A 26,452-nucleotide genomic window follows, 5' to 3' on the forward strand; every position below is an offset into this window, starting at 1 on the left:
GGCTGACGCTATTGGATGTGAAAGCTGAGCGTGTTGGTCGGATAATCAACCAGCATCGAATGCACGAAGATGTAGGACCTGAAACTGGCGGCGCAGAGCCGGAAGGGCTGCGGCAGGCTTTGCGGATCGGTCACCACGGCCCAACCGGCCTGTTCGGTGATCGGGTCCTTGTCCTTGATCAGGTTGGCCGGCCCAAGCCCCTGCAACTGGTACATCCCCGACACCAGGTCGGCCGAATGCGGCTGGTAGGTGGCAATCACCTTCAGCGTTTCCGCGCCCTTGCTGCTGCTCTGGGTGGTCAGGGCAGCCCCGAAAGGCGCGCCAAAGCCGGGATCGGTGCCATCGCCATCGGTCGAGGTGAAGAACCGGGTTTCACGCCAGTCCGCGCCGTCGGTGGTTTGCCAAAGCCCGGTCTGCGGGATGCCAAAGGGCGTGTCGACCCCGCCATAAAGCCACAGCCTGCCAGCATAGCTGTGCGCCGAATGCAGGCAAAGCCCCTGCCCCAGCGGCGTCGCCGCCGTCCAGTCGACCCCGTTGGCCGTATGGTGCACGTCGTTCAGCGTATTGCCGTTTTCATCGACGCCGCCGATCACCCAAAGCCGGTTGTCATGCACCGTGCAACTGTGCCCCAGCCGCGCCGCCCAGGGCGCAGTCTGCGCGACCTGCGTCATGGTCTGCGCCACCGGATCATAGCACTGCACCGCGTTGGAAAACACGCCGTCGTCGATCTGGCTGCCGCCCACAAGGTAGATCTTGTTGTTGAAGAAGGCCGCGGGGCTTTTGCCATGGGGGTCGGGCACGATGCCATTGGGGCAGATCGCACCCTGCCGGCCCATGTCGCCGGTGGCCGGGTCCAGCGGATAGATGGCCGAGCCGTTCTGCGTGTGAAAGATACCATAAAGCGCGCGCGCCGCATCGTGCAGCAGCGCCACAGGCGCGCCCTGCGCGCAGGCGATCTGGTTCCAGCCGGGGGCCTGCACCCGGACATAGACGGTGCGCGAAATGGTGCGGCCGTCCTCGCTGACCTCCAGCCGATAGGGCCACAGGCCGACGCCTTCGTAACCGGTATCGCGGAAATCGGGCTGGGTCTTGGTCGGGGCGGACGGTTTGCCCTCGGCCGGGGCGATCGTGTCGTTCAGCCGCAAAAGCCGCACCGTCGCGCCGGGGCTGGTTTCCCATTCCAGCCGCACCGGGTCCTTGTTGGTGTGGTTGGTCAGAACGGTTTCGCGGGCGCGGAACGACAGGATCTTTGGCGTAGCATCGGCGCCCATCACGTCAAGCGTGACATCGGCGCTGCCGCTGGCCTGGCTGAACAGGTCCCATTGCAGCGTCAGGCTTTGCGGCCCCTCGGTCTGCGCGGTGATCTGCGACAGCTCCAGCGTCAGGCTTGCCCCGGCGGCGATGCGCACCCCGCGCGCCGCGCCCAGGCGAAACCGCGCCATCCCGTCCGGCGCCGGATGCTGGGCCAGGCCGTTCAGCGCCGCCGGGGCGAACCGCACCAGGCCCATGTCGTTTTGCGCGACCAGCGAAAGCGGGATCAACAGGTAAAGCACCGGAACAAGATCGCTGTCGGTGGCATTGGTGATCTGGATCGACACCCGCGCATTCTGCGGATCCTTGACGCGCAACTCCTGCGAGACAACCTTTAGGGTAAAACTGTCCTTGGTCATGGCGGCTGTGTCCTATTCCACGTCAAATCTTAGCGGTCGCGTGCTGCGGTTGCCGCTGGCGTCAGTGGCCGTCAGGACCAGCTTGACGGCGGCGGTGACCACATAGGGCGCGTCTTGCGGCAGCGGGTCGTCCTGGGTGGCGGTCCATTGGGCGATCGGATCTGGCGTGCCCTCGGCGCTAAGGGTCAGGGTCTGCGCGCCTTCGACCATCCAGCCCAGCGTCACCCGGGTTCCGGCGGGCACCTTCAATGCGCCCTGCTTGACCCAAAAGGCCGCGATGTTGACCGGGTTCATCACCAGCTTGAGCCAGCCTTCCTGCAATTCCTGCGGCGCGGGGCCAAAGCCGCCGCGATCGCCGGGATCGGAGATGTCGGCGTATTCCTTCCAGTGGGTCACCTGCGGGCGCACCGCCCAGGACCATTGGCCATAGTCATCCGACGGGCTGGGCACGCGCGGCGCGCCCGGCGGCCCCAGCACCGGCGCGCTTTGAAAGAACACGTCGCGGATCGCCGACAGGCCTGCGGCCACCTCTTCGGGCAGGGTCAGCCCATGGCGCGGCAGAACCCCGGTGCGCGCATAGACCGGCGCATGCGGGTCCATCAGCAAGGTCACCGGCAGCGGGGTGCCGGCGCTGAGCGGCACCTGTTTTCCATGCACCAGCGCGCCGGGGAAATCGCGCCCGCGCAGCCCGTGGCGCGGATAGAAGGTATCGTCGCCCGCCAGCAAAAAGCCCGCCAACCCGCCCGCCGCCAGCGCCCCGCCGCCCAGTTGCAGCGGAAAGGCCACGTCCTGCGCGCCGCGCGTCGGCGCCGGGAAATCCGCGTCCGGCAAGGGCGCGGCGATGCTGCGCAGCGGCGCCCCTTCAAGCTGGATGGTCAGCTCGGCGCGGGCCAGTGCCAGCGGCTGGCCCACCAGCACGGACAAGCGGGCATCGTGGTGTACCGCGCTTTCACCCTGGGCCTGCGCCGCGGCCAGCGCGCTCAGGAAATCCTCGCCCGCGTCGGGACCCAACCGCAACAGACCGGCGACAAAGCGTCTGAGTTCAGGGTCGGCGATGGTTTCGGGGCCATTGTCCGATCCGGGTACGGGCACCCAGAAGAACCCGGCCCCGGCCGTGCCGCCCCCGGCGCCGGGGGCACGGATCACCCGTTGCACCGCACCCAGCAGCTGCCCCCGGGCATCGCAGACCATCAGGCTTTGATCGAGATGGTTGGAAAACACCCAGCCACACAAAGGCGATCCGCCGGGCGTGCCGGGTTGTGCCGGAAGCCAGCGAAAGTCCAGCCGCGCCGGTTGCACATGGCGCGGCGGCAGGATGATGGCATTGTCGGCCCTGGCCTGCGCCGTCTGCGGCAAGCCGAACGAGGCAACCACCGGCGCGCTGGCCCCGGCCGGGTCGATCACCACACGCATCTGGCCAAAGGAATCGACCACCGCCAGCCGGTGCAGCTTCATCAGGCCGGCGCGGATCGGTTGAAAGGCCGTGCGCGGCGCGCCGCCATCGCCCAGATCGGGCGCATGCATGGCCTGCGGGTCCAGCGCCGCCACATCCCCGATGTCGCGCCCGACCGCATCGGGTTTGGCGCCCGCGCCGCCCAGCACATAGGCCGGGTTGATCGGCGGCAGTTGCAGGCCGGGCAGCAATTGTACAAGCGCTTCGTGAAAGCCGGACAGGGTCTGCCCCAGCGCCGGAAGATCGTCGATCGCCGAAACGATATCGCTGAGCCTGTCGTTGGCCTTGTGCTCGATCAGCTTTTCCAGCCGCCGCCGCAGCACCCATCCGGCATTGGGCGCCAGCATGGCGTGGCCTTCGTAAATGCTGGGCTCGGGGTCGAAGGTCAGAGTGTCAGGCAGGGTAAAATCATCGCCGCCGCTGTCCAGCCCCCAGCTGGTCCAGCCGCTGGCCAGATCGCCATTGCCGCCCGCGCCGCTTTGCGGCTGCCAGGCGATCTGCCATGTCAGGGACACCGGCCGCCAGGGATTGCCCTGCCACCGTCTGAGGCCCGGCTGCGCCGGAGGCCGCGCCGGGGCGGCCGGGGTCAGGGCGCTGAACCTTGGGGCATCGTCGCCCGGCCTTGGTGTGCCTGACAAAAGCGCCGCGATGTCGTCGCCCAGCTGCTTGAGCGCGGCGGTGGACGGCACCGACGAACTTTGCGCCACGAAGGCATCGACAAGGGGCGCGATGCTTGCGGGCTGCTGCGGGGCGGCGTTGCGCGGATCGACCGGGTCCAGCAGCAGGGTTTCGCGCAACAGCCCGTCGGCCAGGTCCCGATAGGGTCCGGTGGCCAGATCGGGCAGCGCGGTCATGCCGGTCAGCGGGAACAGCTGCTGCAGACGCACGGTGGCGCGGCTGGACTGGTTGGGCAGCAGGGCCGAGACCCCGTCGATCAGCTCTCCGCCGTGGCGACAGGGCAGTTTGTCGGGGTGGCTGTACTGAGTGTAGACATTGCGCGGGGCAAAGCCCTTGCCGGTGATCAGCACCGCCGGATCGGCAGGGTGATAGAACGGATCGGTGGTCGATTGCGCCAGCTCCAGGTCCGGCAGGCGCTGCGCCAGGGTCTGCTCCAGCGCGCTGCGCTGGCGGGCCAGGTCATCGGCCGCGCCGCTGGCCTGCTGCGCCGCCAGATCGACCAGTTCGCGCGCGCGCAGGATCTGCAGGCCGAGGTCAAGCGGCTCTGCGCGGCTGGCATAGAACCGCGCGGCCCATTGGCACCACAGGGTAAACAGATCCTGCCGGGCGCGGGCCAGCGCGACTGTCGCATCAAAGGCGGCGCGCGCCTGTTCGTTCAGCCCGTGCAGCGCGCGGGCGATTTCGGGCGGCAGGGTTTCCACCGGGCGCGGCGGCTGGACGGCCTCGGGCGCGCCGCTGGCGGCCAGCGCCGACACCGGGTTGCGCCGCGCGTCGATCGAAAAGCGGTCCGGCCCCGCGCGGCTGTTGAAGCGGTGGCGGTGCAGTTCGGCGCCCACATCCTCGAGGCTGTGATCGCTGCCCAGCATGTCATAGTGAAAGGCGGTCAGGATCGGTTCAAGCGTCGCGGGATCGCCCGAGGTGCCGGTCATCATCGGGGCCAGCATGCTGGCCAGCGCCTCGCCCGAGGAATTGCCGACACAGACCGTCGCCGCCCCCGAGGGCACCGAGGAGACATGCAGATCGGCCTTGTTCCAGCCCACCCGCGTCGCCGCGCCGTGGCACAGCACCCGGTTCATCGGCCCCAGCGCCTTGGCGGTGTCGCTGATCTCGAAGTCCAGCGCATCAAGCCGCGCGGCCAGATCGGTGTCACTGGCCCCAGCCAGCAGGTCGCGGGCCGGGTCCGAGCACCAGCCGATCACCTGATAGCTGACCTGCCAGTCCCCGTCATCGCCTTCGGACGGATCGGCATCGTGAAAGCCCAGAACGCCCCGGGACGCCGGGTAAGAGGCGGCGAAATCCGCGCTGCCCGACCCCAGCGCCGTCAGCGTCAGCCGGTAATCGGCCTGGGTCTCGGTCCATTTGTCCAGCCGCGTTGCCTGCCCGACATTGGCGAACAGCTGGGGGCTGGGTTCGTGCAGGAAATTCGCCGCGCCCTCAAGACGCTGGGTCTGGGCAAAGTCGTGCAGGAAATCGCTTTCGATCATCCACGAGGCGATATCGACGATGGCCTGGCGGCCCGGCGCATGGCGGATGCGCCGCACCAGCCAGCGGTTCGGAATATGCGGATGCACCAGCCTGCCGTCACCGGACTGGGTGCCATGGCCGAAGGCCTGCGGCAAAAGCCAGTGCAGGTGGATGCCGCCGCCCGGCGCGGGCGTGGTGCCGCCCTGCGGAAACAGTCGGACCAGCTGTGGCCCGCTATGGGCCAGATCATTGTAGATCCGCGAAAAATCCGGGCTGAGGTCATTCCAGGCATGGGTCCCGCTGCCCGCGTCCACGCCGACGACAAGGGCCGAAAGCTCCATCGGGGCCAAAAGCCAGCCTGATCCTGCTTTGGTCATGGTGTGTCCTGCGCCTTGAAGGTGACGAAGCCGGGGCTTTCGACCATTTGCACGCCGAATTCCGCCGAGGTGAATTTCGGCACCGATTGCTGATGCGCCTGCAACTGCGCCTGGATGTCCTGCGCCAGCCGGGCGATGTGCACCGTGCGCGTCGGCCGCCGTCCGGCGCTGGCGGGGGCGCGCATCGGGGCCTGCAGGTCGGTCTTGAAGCAAGCGGGGAAAAACGCGCCCGGATCGACCGTGCTGCTTTGGCTTTTGGCGCCGCTGCCTGGCACCTGCACGATCTGCGGCGCCGCGCCCGTGCCCGACAGCGACAGGGCGACGTCCTGCACGACGTCATCGCGCCCCGGCTGGGTGGTGGTGACCGTAAAGCCCAGCGTCACGCCGCCCTTGTCCAAAAGGCCCATCCGCGCATTGTCGACCGCATAGTCCCAATCCTGGGCGGTGGCGCTGAACCCGGCTGTCAGGGCGGTGATCTGATCGGCGCTCAGTGTGCCGCCCGCCCATGCTGCATCGCCCTTATAGGCCCAGCGGGCGCTGGCGTCGCGGCTGGCGGATTGCTGCGCCAGCGGGCCCTTGATCGTGGTCACGGCAAAGCTGCCGTTCAGGTTGCGCAGCTTGAGCCGCCGATAGCCGCCGCCCGCATCCGGCGACAGGCCGAAATGCATGCCTTCGGGCGGCTGTTTGACCGTCAGCACATCGACCACCCCGTTGAAGATGCACAGCATGATGCCCGGCGACAATCGGTCGATGCGCAGCGGCGCCAATTCGGCCCCGGCCTTGTCCATGGCGTGCATTTCGACGCCCTGCCAGCCGGCCACCACCTCGGAGCGCATCAAAAAGCCGGTCAGCGGCCAGTCGGCCTGTTTCACTGTCGGCTCGCCCGCGTCAGCGGGGGCGGCGCGCAGCCCGGCGGCGCCCGACAGCGCATGGGTCAACGCGTTGTAGCGCAGGTAGGTGTCGATCTCGCTGTCCTTCGGGGTTGGCCGCCCGACGCTGGTGGCACCCTGCGCCAGGGTCGCGATCCATCCGGGATCGATGTGGAACCAACGGATGGATTCGGGCGGCAGCATCCTTTCGTCCGGCACCAGGTAGCTGAACGGCACCCCGTACAGCAGCACCGAGCGCGCCAGGAACCGGCGCAGCACATCGGGCATTTCGGGCAGGTCCGGGTCGACGTCCTGTGCCATGTCAGCCCAATCCTTTCGAGGTTTCAAACAGCGCCGCGACCACGTCTTCGAAGGTGTCGCCGGGCTTTTTCAGGTCAGTGACGCCAAAGCGGTCGGCATTGGCCAGGCGCCGCGCCGCGCGGGTCTGGGCCAGCTTTACGGACGAGCGGTAGCGCGCCATGGCGCTGGTCACCGCCCGGTTCTGCAAGGCCAGCAGACGCCCCAGTTCATAGGCCGCCGCATATTCGGCGGCGAACATGCCGGTATCGTCATAGCGCAGCGCCCGGTCGGCGCTGGGAATGAAGGCATAGGGCGAACGCGGCGGCATGCGCAGCGGGATCAGCGGACCGCGATACCACGACACGGTCTTTTCGCCTGTCCGGGTGGTGTGGTTCAGCGCCGCATAGCCCAGGTCAAAGGCGGTGTTGACCGCCTTTTCACCATCGGTCGTGCCGGGCAGCTTGCTGGCCCCCAGCGACAGCAGGGACCGGTCGTCCAGGTCGGTCATCCGCACCTTGAAGTCATTGTGCCCGTAGCAGGTGAACTGCCAGCTGGCCAGCACCGCCAGACGCACCGATTGCGCCGTGTCGGCGCCCGCGCCGCCCACCTTTGGCGTGGCATTGGCGTCCAGCACCGGCAGGTGGTCCCTGAACCCTTCGAGCGAGACAAGGCAGACCAGGTTGGGGATGCCTTCGGCCTGCGTGGTGGTTTCGGGCATGCGGTTGCCCAGGACCACGGTGAACCAGCCATCCTGTTTCAGCGACAGGGTTTCCTTGCCGGCGGTCCTGACTTCGCGCACATGCGCCAGAAACGGCAGGTCCTCGGCGCTGGGGCAGATTTCGGCGAACACTGCGATCGGCAGGTCCAGGGTGTTGCACAGGTCCTTGCCATCCTCGCCGTACTCCAGCCGCAGCCCCTGCGGCCCCAGCGTTCCGGCAGGCGGCGCCAGCAGGTCCGCCACGGTGGATGCGGTCACCTTGGGCAGCTTGCCATCGGCAAAATCGCCGGGTGACAGCGACAGCAGCGCCATCCAGGGCACCGGGTTGTCCGGGTCCAGCGGTGCGCCATCCAGCGTCCGTTCCCACGGCAGGGTGCGGCGGGTGAACACCACCTGGGGCAGCGCGTTGTCATGCGGGCCGAAATCACCCTTGGGCGGATAGACCGAATAGATTTCACTGGGTTTGAGGTAGAACCGCGGACCGGCCACCGCAAAGGGACTGTCGGTGCGAAAGCTGTCCGAGGCAGTGCCGCGCTGCGCCTCATAGCGGTCGCCCTTGCCGCCGCTCAGCGTCTGGGTGACGGTCAGGGTGTAATCGCCCGGCGGCATCGCCGGGGGCGCGGCCTGATAGAACCGGATCTGACCGGCCTGCAGCGGCGGCTGATCCGACGGGGGGGCTGTTTCGGCCATGGTTACCGCTCCTCCGGCAAGAGTTGGCCAAGCGCGGCATAGGTCGGCTCGGACTGATAGATCGTGGCGGCCTGCGCGGCGGTGCGGGTCAGATCGCTGTCGTTCAGCGGATGCGGCGTGGCCGCCTGCAGCGCCGCCATGACCGCGCCGCGTTTGTCGCTGGTGATGATCTGCGCCATCGTGCTGGCGCCCTTGGCGGTGATGTCGGCCGGGATCGCCAGATCGCCCCAGCGGATCACCTTGTCGATCGGCTCGTAGGCAAAGACCGCCAGCTGCATCGCCGGCAAGGCGTGGCGCACCTGGCTGGCCTTGCCCTTGGCACTAAGGGTGACGGTCAGGCCGGCGGGCACCTTTTGCAGCAGCTTTGCGGCCGGTGTCCGGGTGTCGGGCTTGCCCTGCCCCCACATGGCATCGGGAAAGCCCTTGCGCTGCAGCCGCACCTCGAACAGATCGTCCGGCAGGGCTTTGCCGCCCGGGCCGGTCATCACCGCGTTGAACGGGCTGTCCAGCGCGCTGGCGAACATCGGCTTGATCCCCAGCCGTTTCTGACCGTCCGTGCCGCCCGCGACGCCCCCGCCGTTCCAGCGCACATCGGTGCTGGGCGCCAGCGATTGCAGGTTCACGGCCAGATCGTTGGTATTGACGATGGCGATCTTGCGGCCCTTGTCGTCCTTGCATTCGCGGATCAACCCGCCAGCATAGACCACCGAGCAGACCGTATCGGGACTGGGCAGGAACGAGCCCTTGAAATCGGCCCAGCCGATCGGGTCCTGTCCGGCATGGCCGCTGTCGCCGAAGTGGACGGTAAAGGACACCACATAGAACTTGATCCGCGCGCTGCCCGCAAAGGGCGGCCCCGAGATGTGCAGGTCGGCGCCGAGTTCAAACTTGAAGGTCTTGGAAACGGTGAACAGCCCCAGGTCGACGCTGACCGTGGCGCTGGCCCCGATCGAGACCCCGACCGAGATTTCGTAGTGAAAGGGCTTCCAGCTGATGATGAAATCGGCATAGGCGGTGAACCAGGCCTTGGCCCAGCCGATGTCATAGACCGCCGCCAGCTTGCCGCCCGCCATCAGGCAGGACGGGGTCAGGGCGAAATACAGCGCACCGGTGATGCGCATGTTGCCCTTTTTCCAGTCCAGCCCCAGGCGCGGCACATCGGGGTAATGCGGGGGCGGCGTGAACTTTGGGTGATAGCCGCCCAGCGTGACGACGAAATCACCTTCGTGATCGCCGCTGAACCAGGTGTAAAAGGCAAAGCCTCCGGTCAGCTTGGCATCGGGATCAAGGACATAGGAATTCGAGGTCAGGCGCGCCTCGGCCGACAGCACGCCCACGGCCGGGTTGAATTCGGCCTTCAGCGCCAATTCGGCATAGGCGATGGGTTTGGTGCCCTTGGGCAGGTTGGCCGGGACGGTCAGCGTCGACACCCCCAGCACCGACACCGTCAGGTCCGACCCGAAGGTCACCGCCAAAAGCGCCACGGTTTCGATCTGTTCAAAGGACCGGAACCGCAGGCCCGCCGCCAGCCAGTAACTGGAAGGATCGGGCGGGATGGCGGCGCTGAGTTTCTTCAGCGCCTCTTCGGGATCGTCGGCGTTGCTGATGTAAGCCGGCTCGAGGATCGCCTTGACCAGCGGGAAATCCTGCACCCCGTCTATATCGGGCAGGATCAGCCTGCGCTTGAACCCGAACCCCGCCGCCAGCGCGGTGACGTGGAAAAACACCGGGCCGCCCAGGTCCTGGTCGAGCACCGCAAAGATGAACATCGACGGCGCGCCATCGAGGCTGGCATAGGACCCGAACCCCGAGATCGAGAATACCTCGGTCTTGAGCATGGCCGCGCCGGTGTATTGCACCGTGCCTCCGGGCAATTGCGGCGTTGCGGGCAGCTTTTGTTCCAGAAAGGCGCCGCTGATTTCCACCGGCCCGCCCTTGAAGCTGAGATCCAGCCCGCCCAGTTCCAGCGAATAGTCCTTGAAATCCTGCGGGTGGGTCAGCGGGATCCCCACCGACAGGTCCATCAGATCAACGCCCAGCGGCCCCAGCTCGACCGAGCCGTCGAAGCCCACCAGCAGGTGCGGCGCACTGTCAAAGCCAAGCCCCAGCTTGCGGCAGAACATCGGGCCAAAGCTTTTGTTGACCGGAATCCAGACCTTGCCGCCCGCCTTGGGGTCATCGTTCAGGATCTGACCGTCGAATTTCTGCACATAGCTGATCTGCACCCCGAATTCGGGGTTCACCGGCTTGGCGTCGCTGGCCTTGCCCTTGCCCTTGGCCGTCTTGCCGCCCGAGGACAGCAGCCCGCTGGCCACCGGGTTCTTTGACGCCGCCCCCGGCCCCGACGGCGGCCCCAGCGGGATCGAGGCGCGGTCGATCCTGACCCCGCCGCCCAGGGCGATCTGCCCGCCGCCATCGTCGAAATACAGCCGCGCCTGCATGCCCTGGCTGCGATAGCCCTTGATGTCAAAAAGCGGTTTCTTTTCCGTGCCTTCCACGTCAAGGCCGACACTGACCAACCGCAGACCGGGGGCAAAGCCCGCGCCCTTGGCATCGACAGTGACCAGGTCAAGATGAATGCCGCGCGCTGGCGGCGCCTGTTTGTCGGTCCAGGACCGGGTCAGCCAGTTGTCCTTGTCGGTATCGGCGGGCTTGGCCTTGTCTTTGTCTTTGTCTTTGTCTTTGTCTTTGTCGTTGCCTTTGTCCTTGGCGGCGGCTTTGTCCTTGGCGGCGGCTTTGTCCTTGGCGGCGGTGGACATCCATTTGCCCGCCTGCAACACCACCTTGGTGCCGGGCTTGCCGGGCTTGGCCTTTCCGGGTTTTGCCCCCTTCTTGGCGGCGCCCTTGGGTTTGCCGCCGACCTCGATATCGGCCATCGCCAGGCGCAGCCCATAGCGGCCCTGCAGCTTGTCGCCGCCCTCGGCCTTGGCATGGGTCAGGTAAATCCCGTCGTCTTCGCCGATACGGTACAAAAGCTGTTCGGTCACATCGCCCAGGTAATCGCGCAGCGCCGCGGTGATCAACGCTTCGGGGCGCAGCGCCAACAGCGCGTCGACATCGACCGCGCCCGAGGCCTGCACAGGCAGGCGCAGCACCGCCGCATCGCCATCCCCGGCCGGCTTGCGGGTCAAGAACCCCCAGTCGACAAGGATGTTCGCCCAGGAACAGGTTTCGACCGATTGCGTCACCGGCGCGTTCAGCCAGTCCTTGACCGCCGGATGATCCAGCACCGCCTCTTCGAGCAGCGGCACCAGTTTGTCGGCGGAAAATCCCGTCAGCCCGGTAAAGGGCACCAGCCCCAGCTGCAGCGGGTCGTCAAAGCCTTCGACCGGCAGCGTCGCGGTCACGGCAAAGGGTTTGCCCAGGGGGCGCTGGGCGATCAGGCTGGGCACAAAGGACTGGTCGTCCCCCGCTGGCCCGGCCTTGGCGGCAAAGCCGAAATCAGGCGGCGCAGGGTGCAACACGTCCCTGACGACCGCCGTGGTGGTCAGCGACAGGCCCAGCGGATCGACCGCAAGATCGACCTTGCCCGCAAAGCCAAGTCCGCTATCGCGGAAAAGACCGGCGCGCAGATTGGCCGAAACCGGGCGGTCCTGGATCGTGGTCGCAAAGGCGAAATCGAAACCGCCCTTGTTGTAGGTCAGCCCGCTTTCCGGCGGCAGAAGATTGTCAAAGACCTGTTTCCAGACCGCATCTTCGTGCAGTTTCGCGACCAACGCCTGCAGCACCTCTTGCGGCTGGGCCTGGTCCATGCTGCGCGTCAACATCTGTTCCAGCGTCAGGGTCTTGTCGTCGGCCTTGAATTCGCCAAAGGGCTGCGGATGCGGATGGTCCGGGGTCAGGCGCAGGCCGATGTCGAACTCTGTCGGGCTGATGCTGAAGGCAGGCGTGTCATCGTCATGTTCAAACAAGGGATCGCCCGAGGGCCGCGCGGCCTTGACCGCAATCTCGAACTCCGGCTGGACATGCACCGCCACCGGCCCGTCCAGCGGGATCTGCGCCAGCGATGCCTTGGCCGAGATGTCGAAATCCAGGTCGATCTTGTCCGACGGGTGTTTCGTCGGCGTGACCATGCGCGCGCCAAGCGCCAGGCTGATCGGGCCGCTGTCATCCACCGCCAGCGTCAGCGCAAAGGATGGCGCGGTCTTGCCGCCATCGAAACAGGTGACACTGAACGGATCATCCAGCGTGCCCGATCCGTTCATGTCCGTGGCTCGGTCATCCTTGCGGGCATAGACATCCAGCCCCTGCGCCATGCAATACAGCCCATGCAGCCAGGCCCGCAGCGTGTCGGCATCATGCACGATGCCGGTGAACCAGCGTTTCCATTCGGCGCCAAAGCCGCTGCCGACCAGTTTCGCCCAATCGACCGGCGGAATGTCCGAGGCCTGCCCCTGCGGCGATGGCAGCCCAAGCAGCCACAGCGCGCCCTGCTCCATCCCCTTGGCCCGTTGCAGCGCCGCGCCGGTCTTGCCCTTGGCGGCGCGCTTGCTGGCCTGGTTCAGCGCCTCGGTCAGCAGTGCCCGCAGCGCATCGCCCAGCAGCAGGGTCGGGTCCTTTATCACCTTGAACAGGTCCATGTCGGCGGGCTTGGCCCCGCCCATGCCAAAGCCTTTCAGCATGACCTGCACATCGGGCACCGCATCGGTGAACAGATCGGCCGTCAGGTCCAGCCCGGTCAGCTGGATCACCGTTTCGCCAGCGCTGAAGGGCTCGCCGGTGCCGCTGCGCAGGCTCAGCGCCAGTTTCAGCGGCTCGCCCTTTTGGCCTGGCAAAAACCGCCGCGTCGCCAGATCCAGAACCGGAAGCTGCGCCACCACCTGCACCGAAATGGCCGGTTTGTCCGTCAGATGGGAAAAGGGATCAAAGGCGATGCCCAGCGACATCCGGGCCGAACCGCCGTCCTCTTCGCCCTCGCCAAGCGGGATCGCGACAAGGCTCAGACCGGTCGGAACGCGCTTGCCGTCCCGGGTCAGCTCGATGGCGTGCCAGACTTCGCCGCCTTCGGGGTCAAGCGGGCTGGGTTGGCTTTCGCCCAGGAACGACAGGATTTCATCCAGCAATTCATGCGGATGGTCCCGCACGATGGCGCTGATGTGGCCGATGGGATCCGCGAACCAATCGGTCTGCAGCAGATACTCCCCCTCATCGCCCTGGGCCTGCAATAGCCCCAGAAGCACGCCAAGTTTTCCCAGGCGGGGATCAAGATCATCCAGTACCGGAGCTTCTAAGGACATGTCGCGGCGGCCCCCAAAAGGTTTCGCAACGGCCGCCGTACCGTATCGGCAAAGGGCGACCTTTGGCTAAGGCTGTTCGATCGGATCAGGCGGGCAGGACGCACCTTGAAAGCCGCGGGAAATGCTCTCGCGGGTTGGCGCAAAACTTGGGCCATATTCGTCATTCAAAACCGCAACGACCCGGATCAGAGTCATCAAATTCCTGTCGCAAACCACTGAAAAATATCAGAAAAGCAATATCGCCAACCGATGCGACAGTTTTGACCGTACAGCCGACCCCCCATAAATCAAGAGAAATCTTTTTCATTGATTCAACCACAGATATCGCGCAGCCTTGAGTCACCTTATTGGTCTTACGCGTTTGCAGCCCTCTTTTGACGGTCTCCGGTAATTTCACCCAGGCGCCCCGCCTTGCCGACACCAACCGCCCACGAAAATGATTGGTTCTTTTCCATGATGTCCTTTTTCAAACCGCTCAGCCTTTGCCTGATCTTGTTCCTGGCGCCGATTGGCAGCGCCCGCGCCCAGGATGCCATTGCCATCGCCCCGGACGGCAACGTGTCGATCCCCGGCACCCTGTCCGTCGGCACGATCGACAATGACGCCCTGAACAAGATCGCCGAGGCGCTGACATGGTACGTCTTTGCCCCCAACGTCTATGACGCCTTTGTTCAGGTCACGGACAACCCCCAGTTGCTGCATGACAACGAATTCATGATCATGCGCAACCGCGGCATGCGCCGTTTGCATTTTTCGTCCTGGAACGGCGGGATGCGGCTGGTGACCGAACCCTACATGACCGGCGACCGCAGCAACCTGCTGGGCGGATCGGTTTGGGTTTACAAAACCTGGGACCCCAATTCCCAAACCTGCGACAGCGGCAAGGCGTTCCACTATTACTACAAATACGCAAACGGCGAGGTCGCGAATGTCACCGGCAATGGCTGCCAGGCGGAAACGATGATCTATGCAAGAAAATATGTATTCAGATAAAGCGCTTGCGCGTCTTTTCTCGCGCAGCGTCTGAGGAGCGGCGGCCACTGCCGCACCTTTCTCCTTACAGTTGTTTCGCGACCGCCCGCCACTTTACTGAACATCGCGCCAGACGATAGAAATTCTGCGCCTCGCAGCAGGAAAACAATACCGTCCCAAGAGGCGCAGCTGCTGTGTACACAGCTGAAAACGAGTCCCTATATCAATCATTATCAACACCTTACCACTCACCCCTAAAGCAAAGCGCAAAACTGAAAGGGCTTTGACAGCGTCACCCCGGGCGCCCTGAAAGTCGCACATGAAATCAGTTGCGACATCCCGTCAATCCCCCTATGGTTGTTTCACATTCATTCAGTTGCCGTCCATTTCTTGCGTTTCGCCGCCCCCTTTTGTTGCCGTTTTCCGGGGCTTTTCGATTTTGATGCCGCGCCGCGCGCGGACTATTGCCCCGGGGGGAAATTTCATGCTCAGAACCGATTTTCAGTCGCTCGACGACAGCTGCCACAGCGATATCGCCATCGTCGGCGCCGGGATATCCGGCCTTTATTGCGCCTGGCGCCTGCTGGACGCCGACCCTGATGTCACCGTCACCGTTCTGGAACGGCTGGACCGTACCGGCGGGCGGCTGGACAGCGACATCGTGGAAATCGCGCCCGGCGAAAAGGTCCGCGAAGAAGAAGGCGGGATGCGTTTCAACTATGACATGAGCGAGTTGATGACCCTGAACGCGGCGCTTGGCCTTTGTGACCAGATCGTCAGTTTCCCCATGGGCACGCCCGACATGCCCAACCGCTTTTCCATCCGTGGCACAACGTTCACGCTGCAGGACGCCGCTGACAGCGACCAGATGATCTGGAGCGATCTTTACGATCTCAAGCCCGAGGAAACCGGGCTGAGCCCCACCGATCTGGTCACCGCCGCCTATCGCACCGTGTTGATGGCCAACAACAGGCCCTATCGTCAGGGGATCACGCCGGATGACTGGACCGATTTTCGCGAAAACTGCACCTGGCGCGGAATTGCGATGAACGAATGGCAGATGTGGGGCCTGCTGCGCGACATGGGCTATTCCGAAGAATGCATTCAGATGCTGACGGAAACCATTGGTTTTGCTGGGCCTTTAAAATCCCTGGCCAATGCCGGGGATGCCTTTCAGATCCTGGCGGATTTCCCCAAGGACCCGCATTACTACACCTTTCAGATGGGTTTCAGCACCCTGCCCAATGCCATCGCCCAGCGGTTGGAAAACGACTATCCGGGCCGCGTGCGGATTGTGCTGAGCACCAATGTCGACAGCATTTCCGGCGCCGAGGGCAATTTCGACCTGACGCTGACCCAGGCGATCCTGCCGGTCAACGCCCGCCCGGTCATGGCCGGCGCCACCAAGAAGCACCTCAATGCCCGGCAGCTTGTGCTCGCCGCCGCCTCGAAGGGCTGTCAGGACCTGTATTACCGATCCCCGGCGCTGAACTCCGCGCCGGATGCGGAACGGCTGTGGGATGCGCTTTATGCCTCGCTTGGGATGAAGCTGATGAAGATCAACCTCTATTTCACCAAGCCGTGGTGGCACAATGAGATGACCGGGCGCCCTGCGGTGAAGTTCGGGCCGAATTTTTCCAACCTGCCGGTCAATGCGGTCTATCCTTTCTATGCCCTTCCCGAAGAGGGGTCAGAGCCTCAGACCGGCCTGCCCGACATCCGCGATGCCGCCGCCGCGCTGACGATCTATTGCGATTTCGACAACACCAATTTCTGGCATGGCTTGCAGAACGTCGGGCCCAAGTTCGACGCGGACCTGCAGCGCAAGCAGAACGCCAAGGTGCCTCAGGTGATGTACCCCGCCTCGGTCGCCGTGGTGCAAGAGGCGCAAAAGCAATTGGCGCTGCTGTTCGGCACCAATTGCGTCCCCGATCCGGTGCTGACCAGCTATCGTCTGTGGGATGGCAACGAGGACTTCGAATTCGCCTATCACCAGTGGCGCATGAACACCCGCGACAGCGAAGTGCGCGCCTTTCTGGCCAACCCGGTCAAGGGTCTTTATGTCTGCAACGAGGCATTTTCCGACATGCAGGGCTGGGTCAATGGGTCGCTGCGGTCCTGCAACCTGGCGCTGGAAAAGCTGGGCATGGCGCTGTTCGGCAGTCCGATCGCGCCGCTGACCAACAAACCCTGCCCCGAACCCGAAACCAAAGCGGCGCCCAAGGCGCGCCCGCTTGGCCTGTGGGGGGGATAAGCCATGCGACATCACTTTCTTGGCCTGCACAATCACCCCAAGCCCGAGCCGTCCGCAAAAGGTGCGACCGAAACCGTGGCGAGTTACCTCAACAAACGGCTGGCGCAGATCGGCGTACGCCACGTCTTTGCCATTCCGGGGGATTACATCGCCGAATACGTCAACACGCTGGATGATCCGGCGCTGAACGCCGGATTGCAGCGCATCCACCCCAACAACGAGGTGTCCGCCGTCTATTCCGCCGACGGCTATGCGCGGTCGGTCAAGGGGCGCGTGGGCTGCGCGGCCTTTACCTATGGCGTTGGCGCGCTGAATGCGGTGCAGGCGGTGGGCGGGGCCTTTGTCGAACGGGTGCCCTTGGTTCTGATCAATGGCAGCCCCTCGCAGGCGCAGTTCAATTCCGAGCGCGATCAGGGCGTGCTGTACCACCACATGCTGGACGGATCGCATTCTGATTACCGGGTGCTGAGCGAGGTCACCGAAATGGCGGTGCGCATCGACAATCCGGCCAGCGCGCCCGATCAGATCGACGCCGCCTTGCGCTGCTGCATCACCACCAGCCGCCCGGTCTATATCGAGATCGCAAATCCGCTAAGCCTGTCGCCCTGCCGGCCTGTGCCGGACACGCCGCTGGTACCCGAACCCCTGCCCGTTGATGCGGCGTCGCTGGGCCATGCCGCCGACGCGGTCGAAGCGCATATGCGCCGCGCCAGACGGCTGGTTTTCATGGCCGGAAGCGAGATCGCCCGCGCCGGGGCCGAAGATGCCTTTGCCACGCTGTGCCAGTTGGCCGATGCGCCCTATGTCACCAGCGGGCTTGGCAAATCGGTGCTGGATGAAACCCGCGAGGACCTGCGGTTTTCGGGCTGCTATATCGGGCGATCCAGCCAGCAGAACGTGCAGGATCTGGCCGAGACGGCGGATTGCTTTGTCGCTTTGGGGGTGCAGGACACCGATTTCAACTATCTTGGCGTGGTCACCCCCGACTATGTGCCCAGCGACGACCCCCTGCCCGGCCCGACCCATGTTCAGGCGCGTAACGGCGCGGTTCTGGTCGGGCGCGGGTTGGCCTATTGGGGCAATGTCGCCATGGTCGATCTGATCGACGAGCTGATCCGGCGGCTGCGCGCCAAGCCCCTGCGCGGATCGCCCTTTCCGGGGTTGCAAGGAACGCCCTGGGACATCCCGCCGGTGTCGAAATTTCCGCCCGAGGATGGGCTGACCTACGACAGTTTCAAATCGCTTCTGGTGCACGAGTATCTTGAGCGCTGCACCGCCGAAGACTACCCCGTGATCGTCGCCGATTCAGGCTTCAGCTTTGTCGCGCTGACCAATGTCAAAGCCGTCCAGCGGGGCTATGTCGCGCAACTGGCCTGGGCCGCCATTGGCTATGGCACCGGGGCAACCACCGGTGTCGCCCTGTCGCAATCGCTGCAGGACAGGCCCCGGCGGGTCATCACCATGGCCGGCGACGCGGCCTTTGCCGAAACCGTCAACGCCATCGGGCTGGGCGCGCAGCTGGGGCAGGACAACGTGTTTTTCGTCATGGACAACCGAGTTTACGCGGTCGAGCAGTGGCTGATCAACCCCGATGCCTTCTGCCCCGGCGCGCCGCCGCCCGAGTTTGAACCCCTGACCGCCATCCCGCAGGGCCATATCTGGGATTACGTCAAGATAGCCGAGGGTTTTGGCGGGGTCGGATATGCCGTCAGCACCAATGCCGAACTCTCTGCCGTGCTGAAAGGGCTGGACACGCGCCCGATCAACAAGGTCACCGGCAAGCCGACCTTTACGCTGGTGGCGGTGCGCATTCCCGAAAAGGACCTGCCCGACACCACCCGCTGGAAAATGACCTGCCCGACCTGACCTGACCGCCCCTTGATGCCCCGAAAAAGCGAGCTTGCGATGCAGAACAAATTCACCGTCGTCACCCCGGTCAAGCCCGGCCAGCAGGCTGGCATTGTCAGCGCGCTCAAAGGCCATGACCTGATCTGCCCCGACACGGGCGATGACCCCTTCGGCTTTGCCCGGATCGACACGCTGCATTTCGCCAGCCTGGCCCTTTTCGACGATCCCGAAGATGGCTGGTCGCTGGTCTTTGAACACAACATCGACGGGCCGATCGAGGCGCATCTGCAACAGCTGATCGACACCGCGCAACGCCGCGATGACGGGGCGTTCCTGCTGTCGCTTTATGGCCATTGCACGGGCGGCGATGTCACCAGCCTGGCGGCGCTGCGCGATTACATGCTGCAGCACGTGCTGCACCCCGCCGCCGGCTTCATTTCCGCGGTGAACATGACGCGCGACCAGATCCGGCTGGATGCTTCGGTCTACAAGGTGGTGGATCGTACCCTGGGGGCCGCCGGTGTGGCGCTGCCGCCCGATCAGGCACAAACCGCCGTCCTGAAAGCGCTGGACGACGATCCGGCCACCAAGGACCGCTGGCACCAGGTGCCCGACCCCGGAACCGGTTTGTCGCTGCCGGCAAAGATCCGCGCCGGGCTGGCGCTTTTGCTGCATGGCATCGGCTTTCTGGTGCTGGCGCTGTGGAACCTGATCAAGGAACGCGCCGCCACCGAGGACCGCGCCCGCCCCGACCCCGACCTGCGCCGATCGCTGGAAATCGCCGAGGATTTCATCCCCACCAACCACATGATCAGCGTTGTCTACCTGCACACCGATCCCGGCCGCCAACTGGCCAAACGCATGGGCCTGGGCCTGCTGCGCAACCTTGTCACGCTGGTCTTTCGCAAAAGCTTTCTTGGTGAAATCAACACCATCCATTTTGCCCATTGGTCCTTTGCCAACGACAACCGGCGGCTGATCTTTGTCAGCAACTACGACGGGTCGTGGCGCAGCTATCTGGATGACTTCACGCTCAAGGCTTCGGCCGGGCTGAACCTGGCCTGGGCGCATTCGCTGGGCTTTCCGAAAACCTGGTTCATGCTGAAAGGCGGCGCGGCCAAGGGCCCCGAATTCATCGACTATGCCCGCCGCTCGATGGTGCCGACGCTGGTCTGGTACAGCGCCTATCCATCGGTCAGCGTCACCAACATCACCCGTAACCGCCAATTGCGCGCCGATCTGAAACTGGCCCGCAAAGGCAGCCGCGACACATCCTGGCTGGAGCATGTCTGACCCATGACCGATTATCCCGATCTCAGCAAAAGCCCCGACATCCAGGGCATCTTTTTCCGTGGCTACGTGCAGATGGACCAGGCCGCCTATGGGCTGTTCCGCGTCACCGACCGCGCCGCCTTTCAGGACTGGCTGGGCAGGATGCTGGCGCAGGGCCAGATCACCAGCGCCGCCGAACGCCAGCCCGACAAGGGCGAACGCCACCGCATGAACATCGCGCTGACCGCGCCGGGTCTGAAAACCCTGCTGGCCGATGGCTATATCGGCGAAAGCTATGACCATTCCTTTACCGGCGGCATGGTCGCCCCGGAACGCAGCCGCATCCTGGGCGATGTCGAGGCAAACGCCCCCGACCATTGGGACTGGGGCGGGCAGAACGAGGTGCACGGCATCCTGATGTCCTTTGCCCCGACAAGGGACGAGGCCGAAACCCGCCTGATGGACTGTCTTTGCGCCAACAACGGCGCCGATTGCCTGTACAAGCTGTTCGGCAAGCTTGAGACCGACAACCGCGAACCCTTTGGTTTCAAGGATGGCGTATCGCAGCCGATCCTGGACGGCACGCCGCGGCAGAAACGCCTGGCCCAGACCAACCCGAAAGAGGCGTCGCTGATGGTGGTGCCGCCGGGCGAATTGATCCTGGGCTATCCCGATGGCACCGGCACCCTGCCCGAAACCCCGGCCACCAGCGCCGGGCTGGACCCCGATGGCATCCTGCCGACGCATCCGCAATGGCGCGACCGGCGCGATCTGGGTCGGAACGGGTCATACCTGGTGTTCCGGCAGCTGGCGCAGCACACCGATGCCTTTTGGGACTATGTCAAGGAAACCGCCACCGGCCAGGGTGAAGACACCCCCGTCAAGCTGGCCGAAAAGATGATCGGGCGCGGCATCGACGGGCGCGCGCTGGCCCCCACCGCCACCGAAGCCGACAACAACAGCTTTGATTTCACCGACGATGTGCAGGGCCTGCACTGCCCGGTCGGATCGCATGTCCGGCGCGGCAACAACCGCGCGGTCAACATCCAGAACGCCGGGGTGTCGCTGGACGTCACCCTGCGCCACCGCATCCTGCGCCGTGCCCGCATCTTTGAGGAAAACGGCGAAACCGGCCTGCAATTCATGTGCTTCAACGCCTCGATCGTGCGGCAGTTCGAATTCGTGCAATCGGCCTGGTGCAACAACACCTTCTTTCAGGGTCTGCAAAAAGAGGTCGACCCGGTGATCGGAACTCCGCGTCCGGCGCGGCTGGGTGTCGAGGGGATCGACCGCTTTACCATTCCGCGCAAGCCCTATCGCCGGGTGCTGGAAAAGCTGCCGCAATTCGTGACGGTCAAGGGGGGCGCCTATTTCTTCATGCCCGGGCTGGCGGCGCTGCGTTTCATCGCCCAGACCTGCCGCGCCGAGGCGGCGCTGAACGATCCCAGGCGGGCCGAAACCCCCAACATCGCCTGAAGGCGCAAAGCGGAGCGGCCTGTCCCGGGACTAGAAAGACCGGGTCAGGCCCATGCTCAGCGACAGGTTTTCGTATTCGTTCAGAACGATGGTCGATCGCTGCCGTTCGGCGGTGATCTTCAGCACCGGGGCAAAGCCAAGGTAGTTCCAGTTCTGGTTGGTCAGTTGCAGCGCGGCGGTGGTCTTGCGGTCGGTCCGCGCCAGCCCAAGCAGCGGGTGCACCCCGTCATAGGCGTTGTAGTCAAAGGACAGGTCAAGCCCGGCGCGCAGGCCGCCCTTGAACAGGTAATCCCCGCCGATGGTCACGCCGCGCGCATGGCCGGCGGCCTGGGCATAGGCGCTGTCGCGCTGTTCGGCGCGCAGCCCCAGCCGCAGCATCACCTGCGCCGAAGCGGCATGGCTGAACGACAGGCTGACACCGCTGCGCTGCACGTCAAAGCCGCTCAGATAGCTGATCCTTTCCCGCTCGACCTGACCGGTGACGCGGGTGCGCGCGCCCAGAAGCTGGCTGTAGGTCAGGCGCGCGCCCAGCGTGGCGGTATAGTCGTCGCCGTCCAGCCAGCGCTGCGCGCGGTACACTTCGGCCATGGCCTGGCGCCCGTCGGCACCAAAATGCACCAGCCCGATGCCGCCGCGCAGGGTTGCGTCGTCGGGGGTGCCTTCGGGAAAGATCCGGCCGGTGACATCCGCCGAAAAGCGCAGGCGCAGCTGGTCGGTCAGGCGCGGCATGGCCGCCACGCCCATCCCCAGCTCGACCCCGGTCGCCGGCTCGGCGCGCGAGGCCTTGTTGACCCCGAACACCAGCCCGCCCAGCGACAGACGGTCGGCGGCGGTGCGTTTGGCGGCGTTGCTTTCGGGGACGATGGCAAACCGGAAATAGCCCTGCAGCAGCTTGGGCGCCTCGATCTGGTTCAGCGCGGCCTGCACACGGGCCTGGACGTCGGGCGGCAGGCCCGCGCCCTTGACCTGTTCCAGGTGAAAGCGCGCGCGCTCTTGCTGGTTCGAGCGGATCAGGGCGCTGGCAAGCTCCAGCCGGAACCCGGCATTGTCCGGCGCCAGCGCCACCAGCCGCGCCAGCGGCTTGACCGCCCGGTCCGGATGGCCCGCGCGGTTTTCAGCCACGCCCAGAATCCACAGGCGGCGCAGGGTTTCGGTCTGGTTGGCAGGTTCGTGCGCATCGGCAAGGGCGATGGCGCGCGCCGGATCGCCGTTCAGGATGGCCTGCTCGGCCTCGTCCAGGGCACCGGCCGCGGCAAGGCCCGCGTACAGGCACAGCGCAAGGGTCAAAAGCAGACGTCGCATCGCCACCTCGAAGAAAAGGCCGCCAGGCCCGGGTTCTGGCCTGGCGGCGCTGTCGTTATCTCAAATGAACGGTTTGAAATTCTGCAATGACCGTCCTTTTGGCACAAGGCAAAACAGCGGCCCCCGAATGCCGGGGGCCGCCACGGGGACGAGGTTTATTTCTTGAGCAGGTAGAAGGTGCCGCCAAAGCCGGCATCAAAGATCTGTGCGGTCGGATCGTCGACGTCCTTGATGCCGCCGACAACCGCACCGATCATGCCTTCGCCCTGGGGGCCGACAAAGTTGCCGCCCAGCTGCGCCGTCACGTCGCCGCGCTGGCCATCATGGCTCAGCTGGCCGGTCATGTGCAGCAGCATGGCGCCGGTCTGGACCTCGGGGATCGACTGGCCGCCAACCACCTGCGCCGGAATGACCGTCCGGGTCAGGCTCGCCGGAAGGCTTGCGTCAACGGTCAGCTCGCCGTCCAGCACCACCGAGTTCGAGGTCCCTGCCTCGGTCACGGTGATGTTGTCGGCCTTGCCCGTGAACGGGTTCGCCGTCTGGCCATCGGTCCAGTCGACGCCGATTTCCAGATCGCCGACAATCTCGGCCATCTGCGGGTCGATCTGGCTTCCCAGAAGATCGGCCGAACCGCCGTTCACGCCAACCTTGAACTGGCCTTCGTATTCGGCCTGGATGCGCGTCGGCATGTCCGAGGTGGGCGCCCGCCCGGACGCCGCATCAAAGGCCGCCTCGTAGTCGGACCCGCCGCCGCCACCGCCGCCGCCAAAACCGCCGCCGCCCCCGCCGCCGGACTGCAGGCATCCGGACAACGCGGTAACCAGCCCTGCGGCCAGAATCGTCGTGTAGAGCTTGTGGGATTGCATGAAATTCTCCGAAATCAGGGTTAAAATTACCTGACTTATCCAACGTCAACGAATGCCCGTCTCCCCCCTGTTCAGGGGAGGGGCGCGAATTCATTTTCAGGCTAGGCATTTGCACGCAGTCATTTACCCTTTGCCCCGGTCGCGCCCGCGTCGCGCAGAGTTTGGGAGGACGTTCATGCGCTGGTATTTTGCCCCCGGTCCGGTTTTCGCCGCCAGTGTCGTCGTGAACCTGGCCATGGCGCTGCTTGTGGTCTGGGTTGCGATGGCGCAGCCCTGGCTGGGCATCACATTGGACCTGCGCGATGATGTCGTCACGATAGGCGCGGTCGCCGACGACGGGCCGACACCGGCCGAGGTGCAAGGGGCCACTCTGCTGGCCGTCGCGCCCGCCGGTCAGCCGCCGCTGGCGCTGCGCGCCATGGATGTGATCGAAGAACCCGACATGCTGGGCAGCGCCGATCTGCTGACGCAGTTCTATGCCCACCAGGACCAGATCCATGCCGCGTTGCGCGCCGGGCCGGTCGATCTGATCGTGCAGCAGGACGGCGCAGAGCGCGACGTCCGCGTGAGCGCACAGGCAAAACGCCCGTTGGCGGACCTGTCGATCGAGTTCTGGACCCAGCTGACCGTGGCCCTGACCGGGCTGATCATCGGCAGCTGGGTTGTCTGCCTGCGGCCGCGCGACATGGCGGCGCGGATGTTCCTGCTGGCGGGGGTCGGGCTGGCGCTGGCCTCGGGCTCGGCCGCGGTTTATGGAACGCGCGAAATCGCCCTGCCGCTGGAGGTCTTTCGCCTGCTGACCCGGTTGAACGGCTCTGGCTCGCTGCTGTTCGGGATCGGCATGGTGACGCTTTTCCTGATCTATCCGCGCCGTATCGTCCACCGCATGTTGCTGCCCCTGCCGGCCATGACGATTTGCGCCTGGGCCTGTCTGGTCCTGTTCGTCGACTGGCCGCGCTATGTTCCAACCCTGCAGGACGCCATTGCCATCACCATGGTGGTGCTGCTGCTGGCCATCGGTTCGCAGGTGGCGCTGAACCGCCGCGATCCGGCGGCGCGGGCGATGCTGGGCTGGCTGGGGCTTTCGGTGGCCATCGGTGCCGGGGGCTTTGTGCTGACCACCACCCTGCCGATCCTGCTGGGCCAGCAAGAGCCTTGGCTTCGGCAAAGCACCGCCTTTTTGTTCTTTCTGCTGATCTATGGCGGCATCGCCATGGCCGTCACCCGCTATCGGTTGTTCGACCTGTCGGACTGGTCGCTCAAGATCCTGTCCTATGGCGTTGGCGTTGCGCTGCTTTTGCTGCTGGACGCGGCGCTGATCTATGGGTTGTCGCTGGACCGCGCCCCGGCGCTTGGGCTGGCTCTGGCCGCCGTGGGGCTTGTTTACCTGCCCCTTCGTGACCGTCTGGCGCGGCGCATGCGTCAGCACCGTGAAATGCCCGCAGAAGAGCTGTACAAGCGCGTGACCGAGATCGCCCATGGCGACGACCCGGCCCTGCGGCTGGGCCTGCTGCGCAACTTCTGGACCGATCTGTTCAACCCGCTGTCCATCGCGACCACGCGGCAGCACAACACCGAACCGCATTTGCTGGACAACGGCCGCGCCCTGCAGCTTGGGGCGCTGCCGGGGCTCCCGGCGCTGCGGCTGGAACTGGCCGATGGTGGTACGCGGCTGTTTTCCTCGGGCGATCTGGCCCGCGTGCGCGCGCTGCAATCGCTGATCGCCAACAGTCTGGACCAGCACCAGACCTACCGCGAGGCGGTCATCGCCGAACGCTCGCGCATCAACCGCGACATGCACGACAATATCGGCGTTCTGCTACTAAGCGCACTGCACACCTCGGGCGGGGATCGCAAGGATCTGCTGATCCGCCAAACGCTGACCGACCTGCGCGAAATCATTTCGAATCCGGACCAGCACAACTGGCACCTGCCCCGGCTGATGGCCGATCTGCGTGCCGAGATCATCGGCCATCTTGAGGCCGCCGATATCGCCGTCACCTGGGAGGCGACCGAGTTCCCGGACATCACCGTGCCGCCGCAGGTCGTCCACACGCTGCGCGCCTTTCTGCGCGAAGGCACCAGCAACATCGTGCGCCACGCGGGTGCCCATGGCGTCATCATCCAGGTCAGGGCCGAAAACCAGCGCATCCACCTGTCGATGGCCGACAATGGCCGCGGTTTTGACGAAAGCCGGGGATCGACGGGCAACGGGTTTCGCAACCTGCGCGGCCGGACTGCCCAGGCCGGCGGCCGCTTTGATCTTAGCACCAGCCCCGAGGGCACAACCCTGACCGCGACCCTGCCGCTGGGCGCAGAGCTGAAGGAGGCGGCGGAATGAAACATGTCTTGATCGTCGAGGACATCCAGGAAACCCGCCGTTGGCTGAGCGACCTGGTCAGCGATGTCTATCCCGAAGCGCGGATTGAAACCGCGGAAACCGTGCGCAGCGCCATGGCACTGGTCGACACGCCCTTTGACCTGGCCCTGATTGACCTTGGCCTGCCCGATGGGTCGGGGCTGGACGTGCTGCGCCAGATGCGCAGCCGCCACCCCGAGATGATCAAGGTGGTGACCACCGTCATGGGCGATGACGCCAGCATCGTCGGGGCGCTGTCGGCGGGGGCCGATGGCTATCTGCTCAAGGAGAACGCTCCGGCGGTTCTGGCACGCCAACTGGCGCAGCTGTCGATCGGGATACCGGCGATCTCGCCCTCGGTGGCGCGCAGGATCATGGAGCATTTCCGCCTGACCGGCCCCGCCGCCGGGGTCGAGGCGCAGCTGACTGAACGAGAGACCGAAGTTTTGGGACTGATCGCCCGCGGCCTGCGCAATGCCGAGGTCGCAAATACCCTGGGCATCGCCGAGACGACGGTCGCGAGCTATATCAAGATCGTCTACCGCAAACTGGGGATCAGCTCGCGGGCCGAGGCTGCGTGGCACGCGAACCGTATGGGTCTGCGTGCGGCGCCTGATGGTGTCCGAAAGCGGTGATTTGGGGGATAT

At 65.2% G+C, this 26,452-nt stretch carries 15 protein-coding genes; 7 read left to right on the top strand and 8 right to left on the bottom strand.

Features of this window, described 5'->3' with window-relative positions:
* Positions 1–8 precede the first annotated feature (8 nt).
* From QF118_RS13290 to QF118_RS13315, 6 genes are all read right to left on the bottom strand, one after another.
* The gene (locus QF118_RS13290; protein WP_282299536.1) at positions 9–1,670 is read right to left on the bottom strand and encodes a Kelch repeat-containing protein; all 1,662 of its coding nucleotides are present in this window, start codon (positions 1,668–1,670) and stop codon (positions 9–11) included.
* A 12-nt stretch (positions 1,671–1,682) separates the two neighbouring features.
* Positions 1,683–5,642: a hypothetical protein gene (locus tag QF118_RS13295; RefSeq protein ID WP_282299537.1), complete on the bottom strand. Its 3,960-nt coding sequence runs from the start codon at positions 5,640–5,642 to the stop codon at positions 1,683–1,685.
* Positions 5,639–6,832, bottom strand: a complete 1,194-nt coding sequence (locus QF118_RS13300) for a hypothetical protein (protein ID WP_282299538.1) — start codon at positions 6,830–6,832, stop codon at positions 5,639–5,641. Before QF118_RS13300 ends, QF118_RS13295 begins: the two co-directional genes overlap by 4 nt.
* 1 nt (position 6,833) lies before the next feature.
* The gene (locus QF118_RS13305) at positions 6,834–8,219 is read right to left on the bottom strand and encodes a hypothetical protein (protein ID WP_282299539.1); all 1,386 of its coding nucleotides are present in this window, start codon (positions 8,217–8,219) and stop codon (positions 6,834–6,836) included.
* Positions 8,220–8,221: 2 nt separating this feature from the next.
* Positions 8,222–13,456: a DUF6603 domain-containing protein gene (locus QF118_RS13310; RefSeq protein ID WP_282299540.1), complete on the bottom strand. Its 5,235-nt coding sequence runs from the start codon at positions 13,454–13,456 to the stop codon at positions 8,222–8,224.
* A 160-nt stretch (positions 13,457–13,616) separates the two neighbouring features.
* Complete coding sequence (locus tag QF118_RS13315) at positions 13,617–13,853, bottom strand: hypothetical protein (protein WP_282299541.1); 237 nt, start codon at positions 13,851–13,853, stop codon at positions 13,617–13,619.
* 14 nt (positions 13,854–13,867) lie between these two features.
* Here QF118_RS13315 and QF118_RS13320 point away from each other — a divergent pair, with 14 nt between their 5' ends.
* The 5 genes from QF118_RS13320 to QF118_RS13340 all read left to right on the top strand — a co-directional run bounded on the left by QF118_RS13320 (position 13,868) and on the right by QF118_RS13340 (position 21,278).
* The gene (locus tag QF118_RS13320; protein WP_282299542.1) at positions 13,868–14,449 is read left to right on the top strand and encodes a hypothetical protein; all 582 of its coding nucleotides are present in this window, start codon (positions 13,868–13,870) and stop codon (positions 14,447–14,449) included.
* Positions 14,450–14,912: 463 nt separating this feature from the next.
* Positions 14,913–16,682 (top strand): flavin monoamine oxidase family protein, encoded by a 1,770-nt coding sequence (locus QF118_RS13325; protein WP_282299543.1) that lies wholly within the window; start codon positions 14,913–14,915, stop codon positions 16,680–16,682.
* A gap of 3 nt (positions 16,683–16,685) precedes the next feature.
* Positions 16,686–18,548: a thiamine pyrophosphate-binding protein gene (locus QF118_RS13330; protein ID WP_282299544.1), complete on the top strand. Its 1,863-nt coding sequence runs from the start codon at positions 16,686–16,688 to the stop codon at positions 18,546–18,548.
* A gap of 39 nt (positions 18,549–18,587) precedes the next feature.
* Positions 18,588–19,823, top strand: coding sequence for a hypothetical protein (locus tag QF118_RS13335; protein WP_282299545.1), 1,236 nt, complete (start codon positions 18,588–18,590; stop codon positions 19,821–19,823).
* A gap of 3 nt (positions 19,824–19,826) precedes the next feature.
* The gene (locus QF118_RS13340; RefSeq protein WP_282299546.1) at positions 19,827–21,278 is read left to right on the top strand and encodes a Dyp-type peroxidase; all 1,452 of its coding nucleotides are present in this window, start codon (positions 19,827–19,829) and stop codon (positions 21,276–21,278) included.
* Positions 21,279–21,308: 30 nt separating this feature from the next.
* On the opposite strand, the gene QF118_RS13345 is transcribed toward QF118_RS13340, so the two are convergent.
* Both QF118_RS13345 and QF118_RS13350 read right to left on the bottom strand, forming a co-directional pair.
* Positions 21,309–22,580 (bottom strand): surface lipoprotein assembly modifier, encoded by a 1,272-nt coding sequence (locus QF118_RS13345; protein ID WP_282299547.1) that lies wholly within the window; start codon positions 22,578–22,580, stop codon positions 21,309–21,311.
* 155 nt (positions 22,581–22,735) lie between these two features.
* A complete protein-coding gene (locus QF118_RS13350) occupies positions 22,736–23,446 on the bottom strand; it encodes a hypothetical protein (protein WP_282299548.1) in 711 nt (236 codons plus the stop codon).
* A gap of 175 nt (positions 23,447–23,621) precedes the next feature.
* On the opposite strand from QF118_RS13350, the gene QF118_RS13355 reads away from it, so the two are divergent.
* Both QF118_RS13355 and QF118_RS13360 read left to right on the top strand, forming a co-directional pair.
* Complete coding sequence (locus QF118_RS13355; protein ID WP_282299549.1) at positions 23,622–25,787, top strand: sensor histidine kinase; 2,166 nt, start codon at positions 23,622–23,624, stop codon at positions 25,785–25,787.
* A complete protein-coding gene (locus QF118_RS13360) occupies positions 25,784–26,440 on the top strand; it encodes a response regulator transcription factor (protein WP_282299550.1) in 657 nt (218 codons plus the stop codon). Before QF118_RS13355 ends, QF118_RS13360 begins: the two co-directional genes overlap by 4 nt.
* Positions 26,441–26,452 lie beyond the last annotated feature (12 nt).

The sequence above is a fragment of the Tropicibacter oceani genome, assembly GCF_029958925.1.
Classification (GTDB): domain Bacteria; phylum Pseudomonadota; class Alphaproteobacteria; order Rhodobacterales; family Rhodobacteraceae; genus Pacificoceanicola; species Pacificoceanicola oceani.

Coding starts and splice junctions, on each gene's coding strand:
- QF118_RS13325 (WP_282299543.1), top strand. CDS start 14,913: ATGCTCAGAACCGATTTTCAGTCGCTCGACGACAGCTGCCACAGCGAT.
- QF118_RS13350 (WP_282299548.1), bottom strand. CDS start 23,446: ATGCAATCCCACAAGCTCTACACGACGATTCTGGCCGCAGGGCTGGTT.
- QF118_RS13295 (WP_282299537.1), bottom strand. CDS start 5,642: ATGACCAAAGCAGGATCAGGCTGGCTTTTGGCCCCGATGGAGCTTTCG.
- QF118_RS13305 (WP_282299539.1), bottom strand. CDS start 8,219: ATGGCCGAAACAGCCCCCCCGTCGGATCAGCCGCCGCTGCAGGCCGGT.
- QF118_RS13330 (WP_282299544.1), top strand. CDS start 16,686: ATGCGACATCACTTTCTTGGCCTGCACAATCACCCCAAGCCCGAGCCG.
- QF118_RS13290 (WP_282299536.1), bottom strand. CDS start 1,670: ATGACCAAGGACAGTTTTACCCTAAAGGTTGTCTCGCAGGAGTTGCGC.
- QF118_RS13310 (WP_282299540.1), bottom strand. CDS start 13,456: ATGTCCTTAGAAGCTCCGGTACTGGATGATCTTGATCCCCGCCTGGGA.
- QF118_RS13355 (WP_282299549.1), top strand. CDS start 23,622: ATGCGCTGGTATTTTGCCCCCGGTCCGGTTTTCGCCGCCAGTGTCGTC.
- QF118_RS13335 (WP_282299545.1), top strand. CDS start 18,588: ATGCAGAACAAATTCACCGTCGTCACCCCGGTCAAGCCCGGCCAGCAG.
- QF118_RS13340 (WP_282299546.1), top strand. CDS start 19,827: ATGACCGATTATCCCGATCTCAGCAAAAGCCCCGACATCCAGGGCATC.
- QF118_RS13345 (WP_282299547.1), bottom strand. CDS start 22,580: ATGCGACGTCTGCTTTTGACCCTTGCGCTGTGCCTGTACGCGGGCCTT.
- QF118_RS13360 (WP_282299550.1), top strand. CDS start 25,784: ATGAAACATGTCTTGATCGTCGAGGACATCCAGGAAACCCGCCGTTGG.
- QF118_RS13300 (WP_282299538.1), bottom strand. CDS start 6,832: ATGGCACAGGACGTCGACCCGGACCTGCCCGAAATGCCCGATGTGCTG.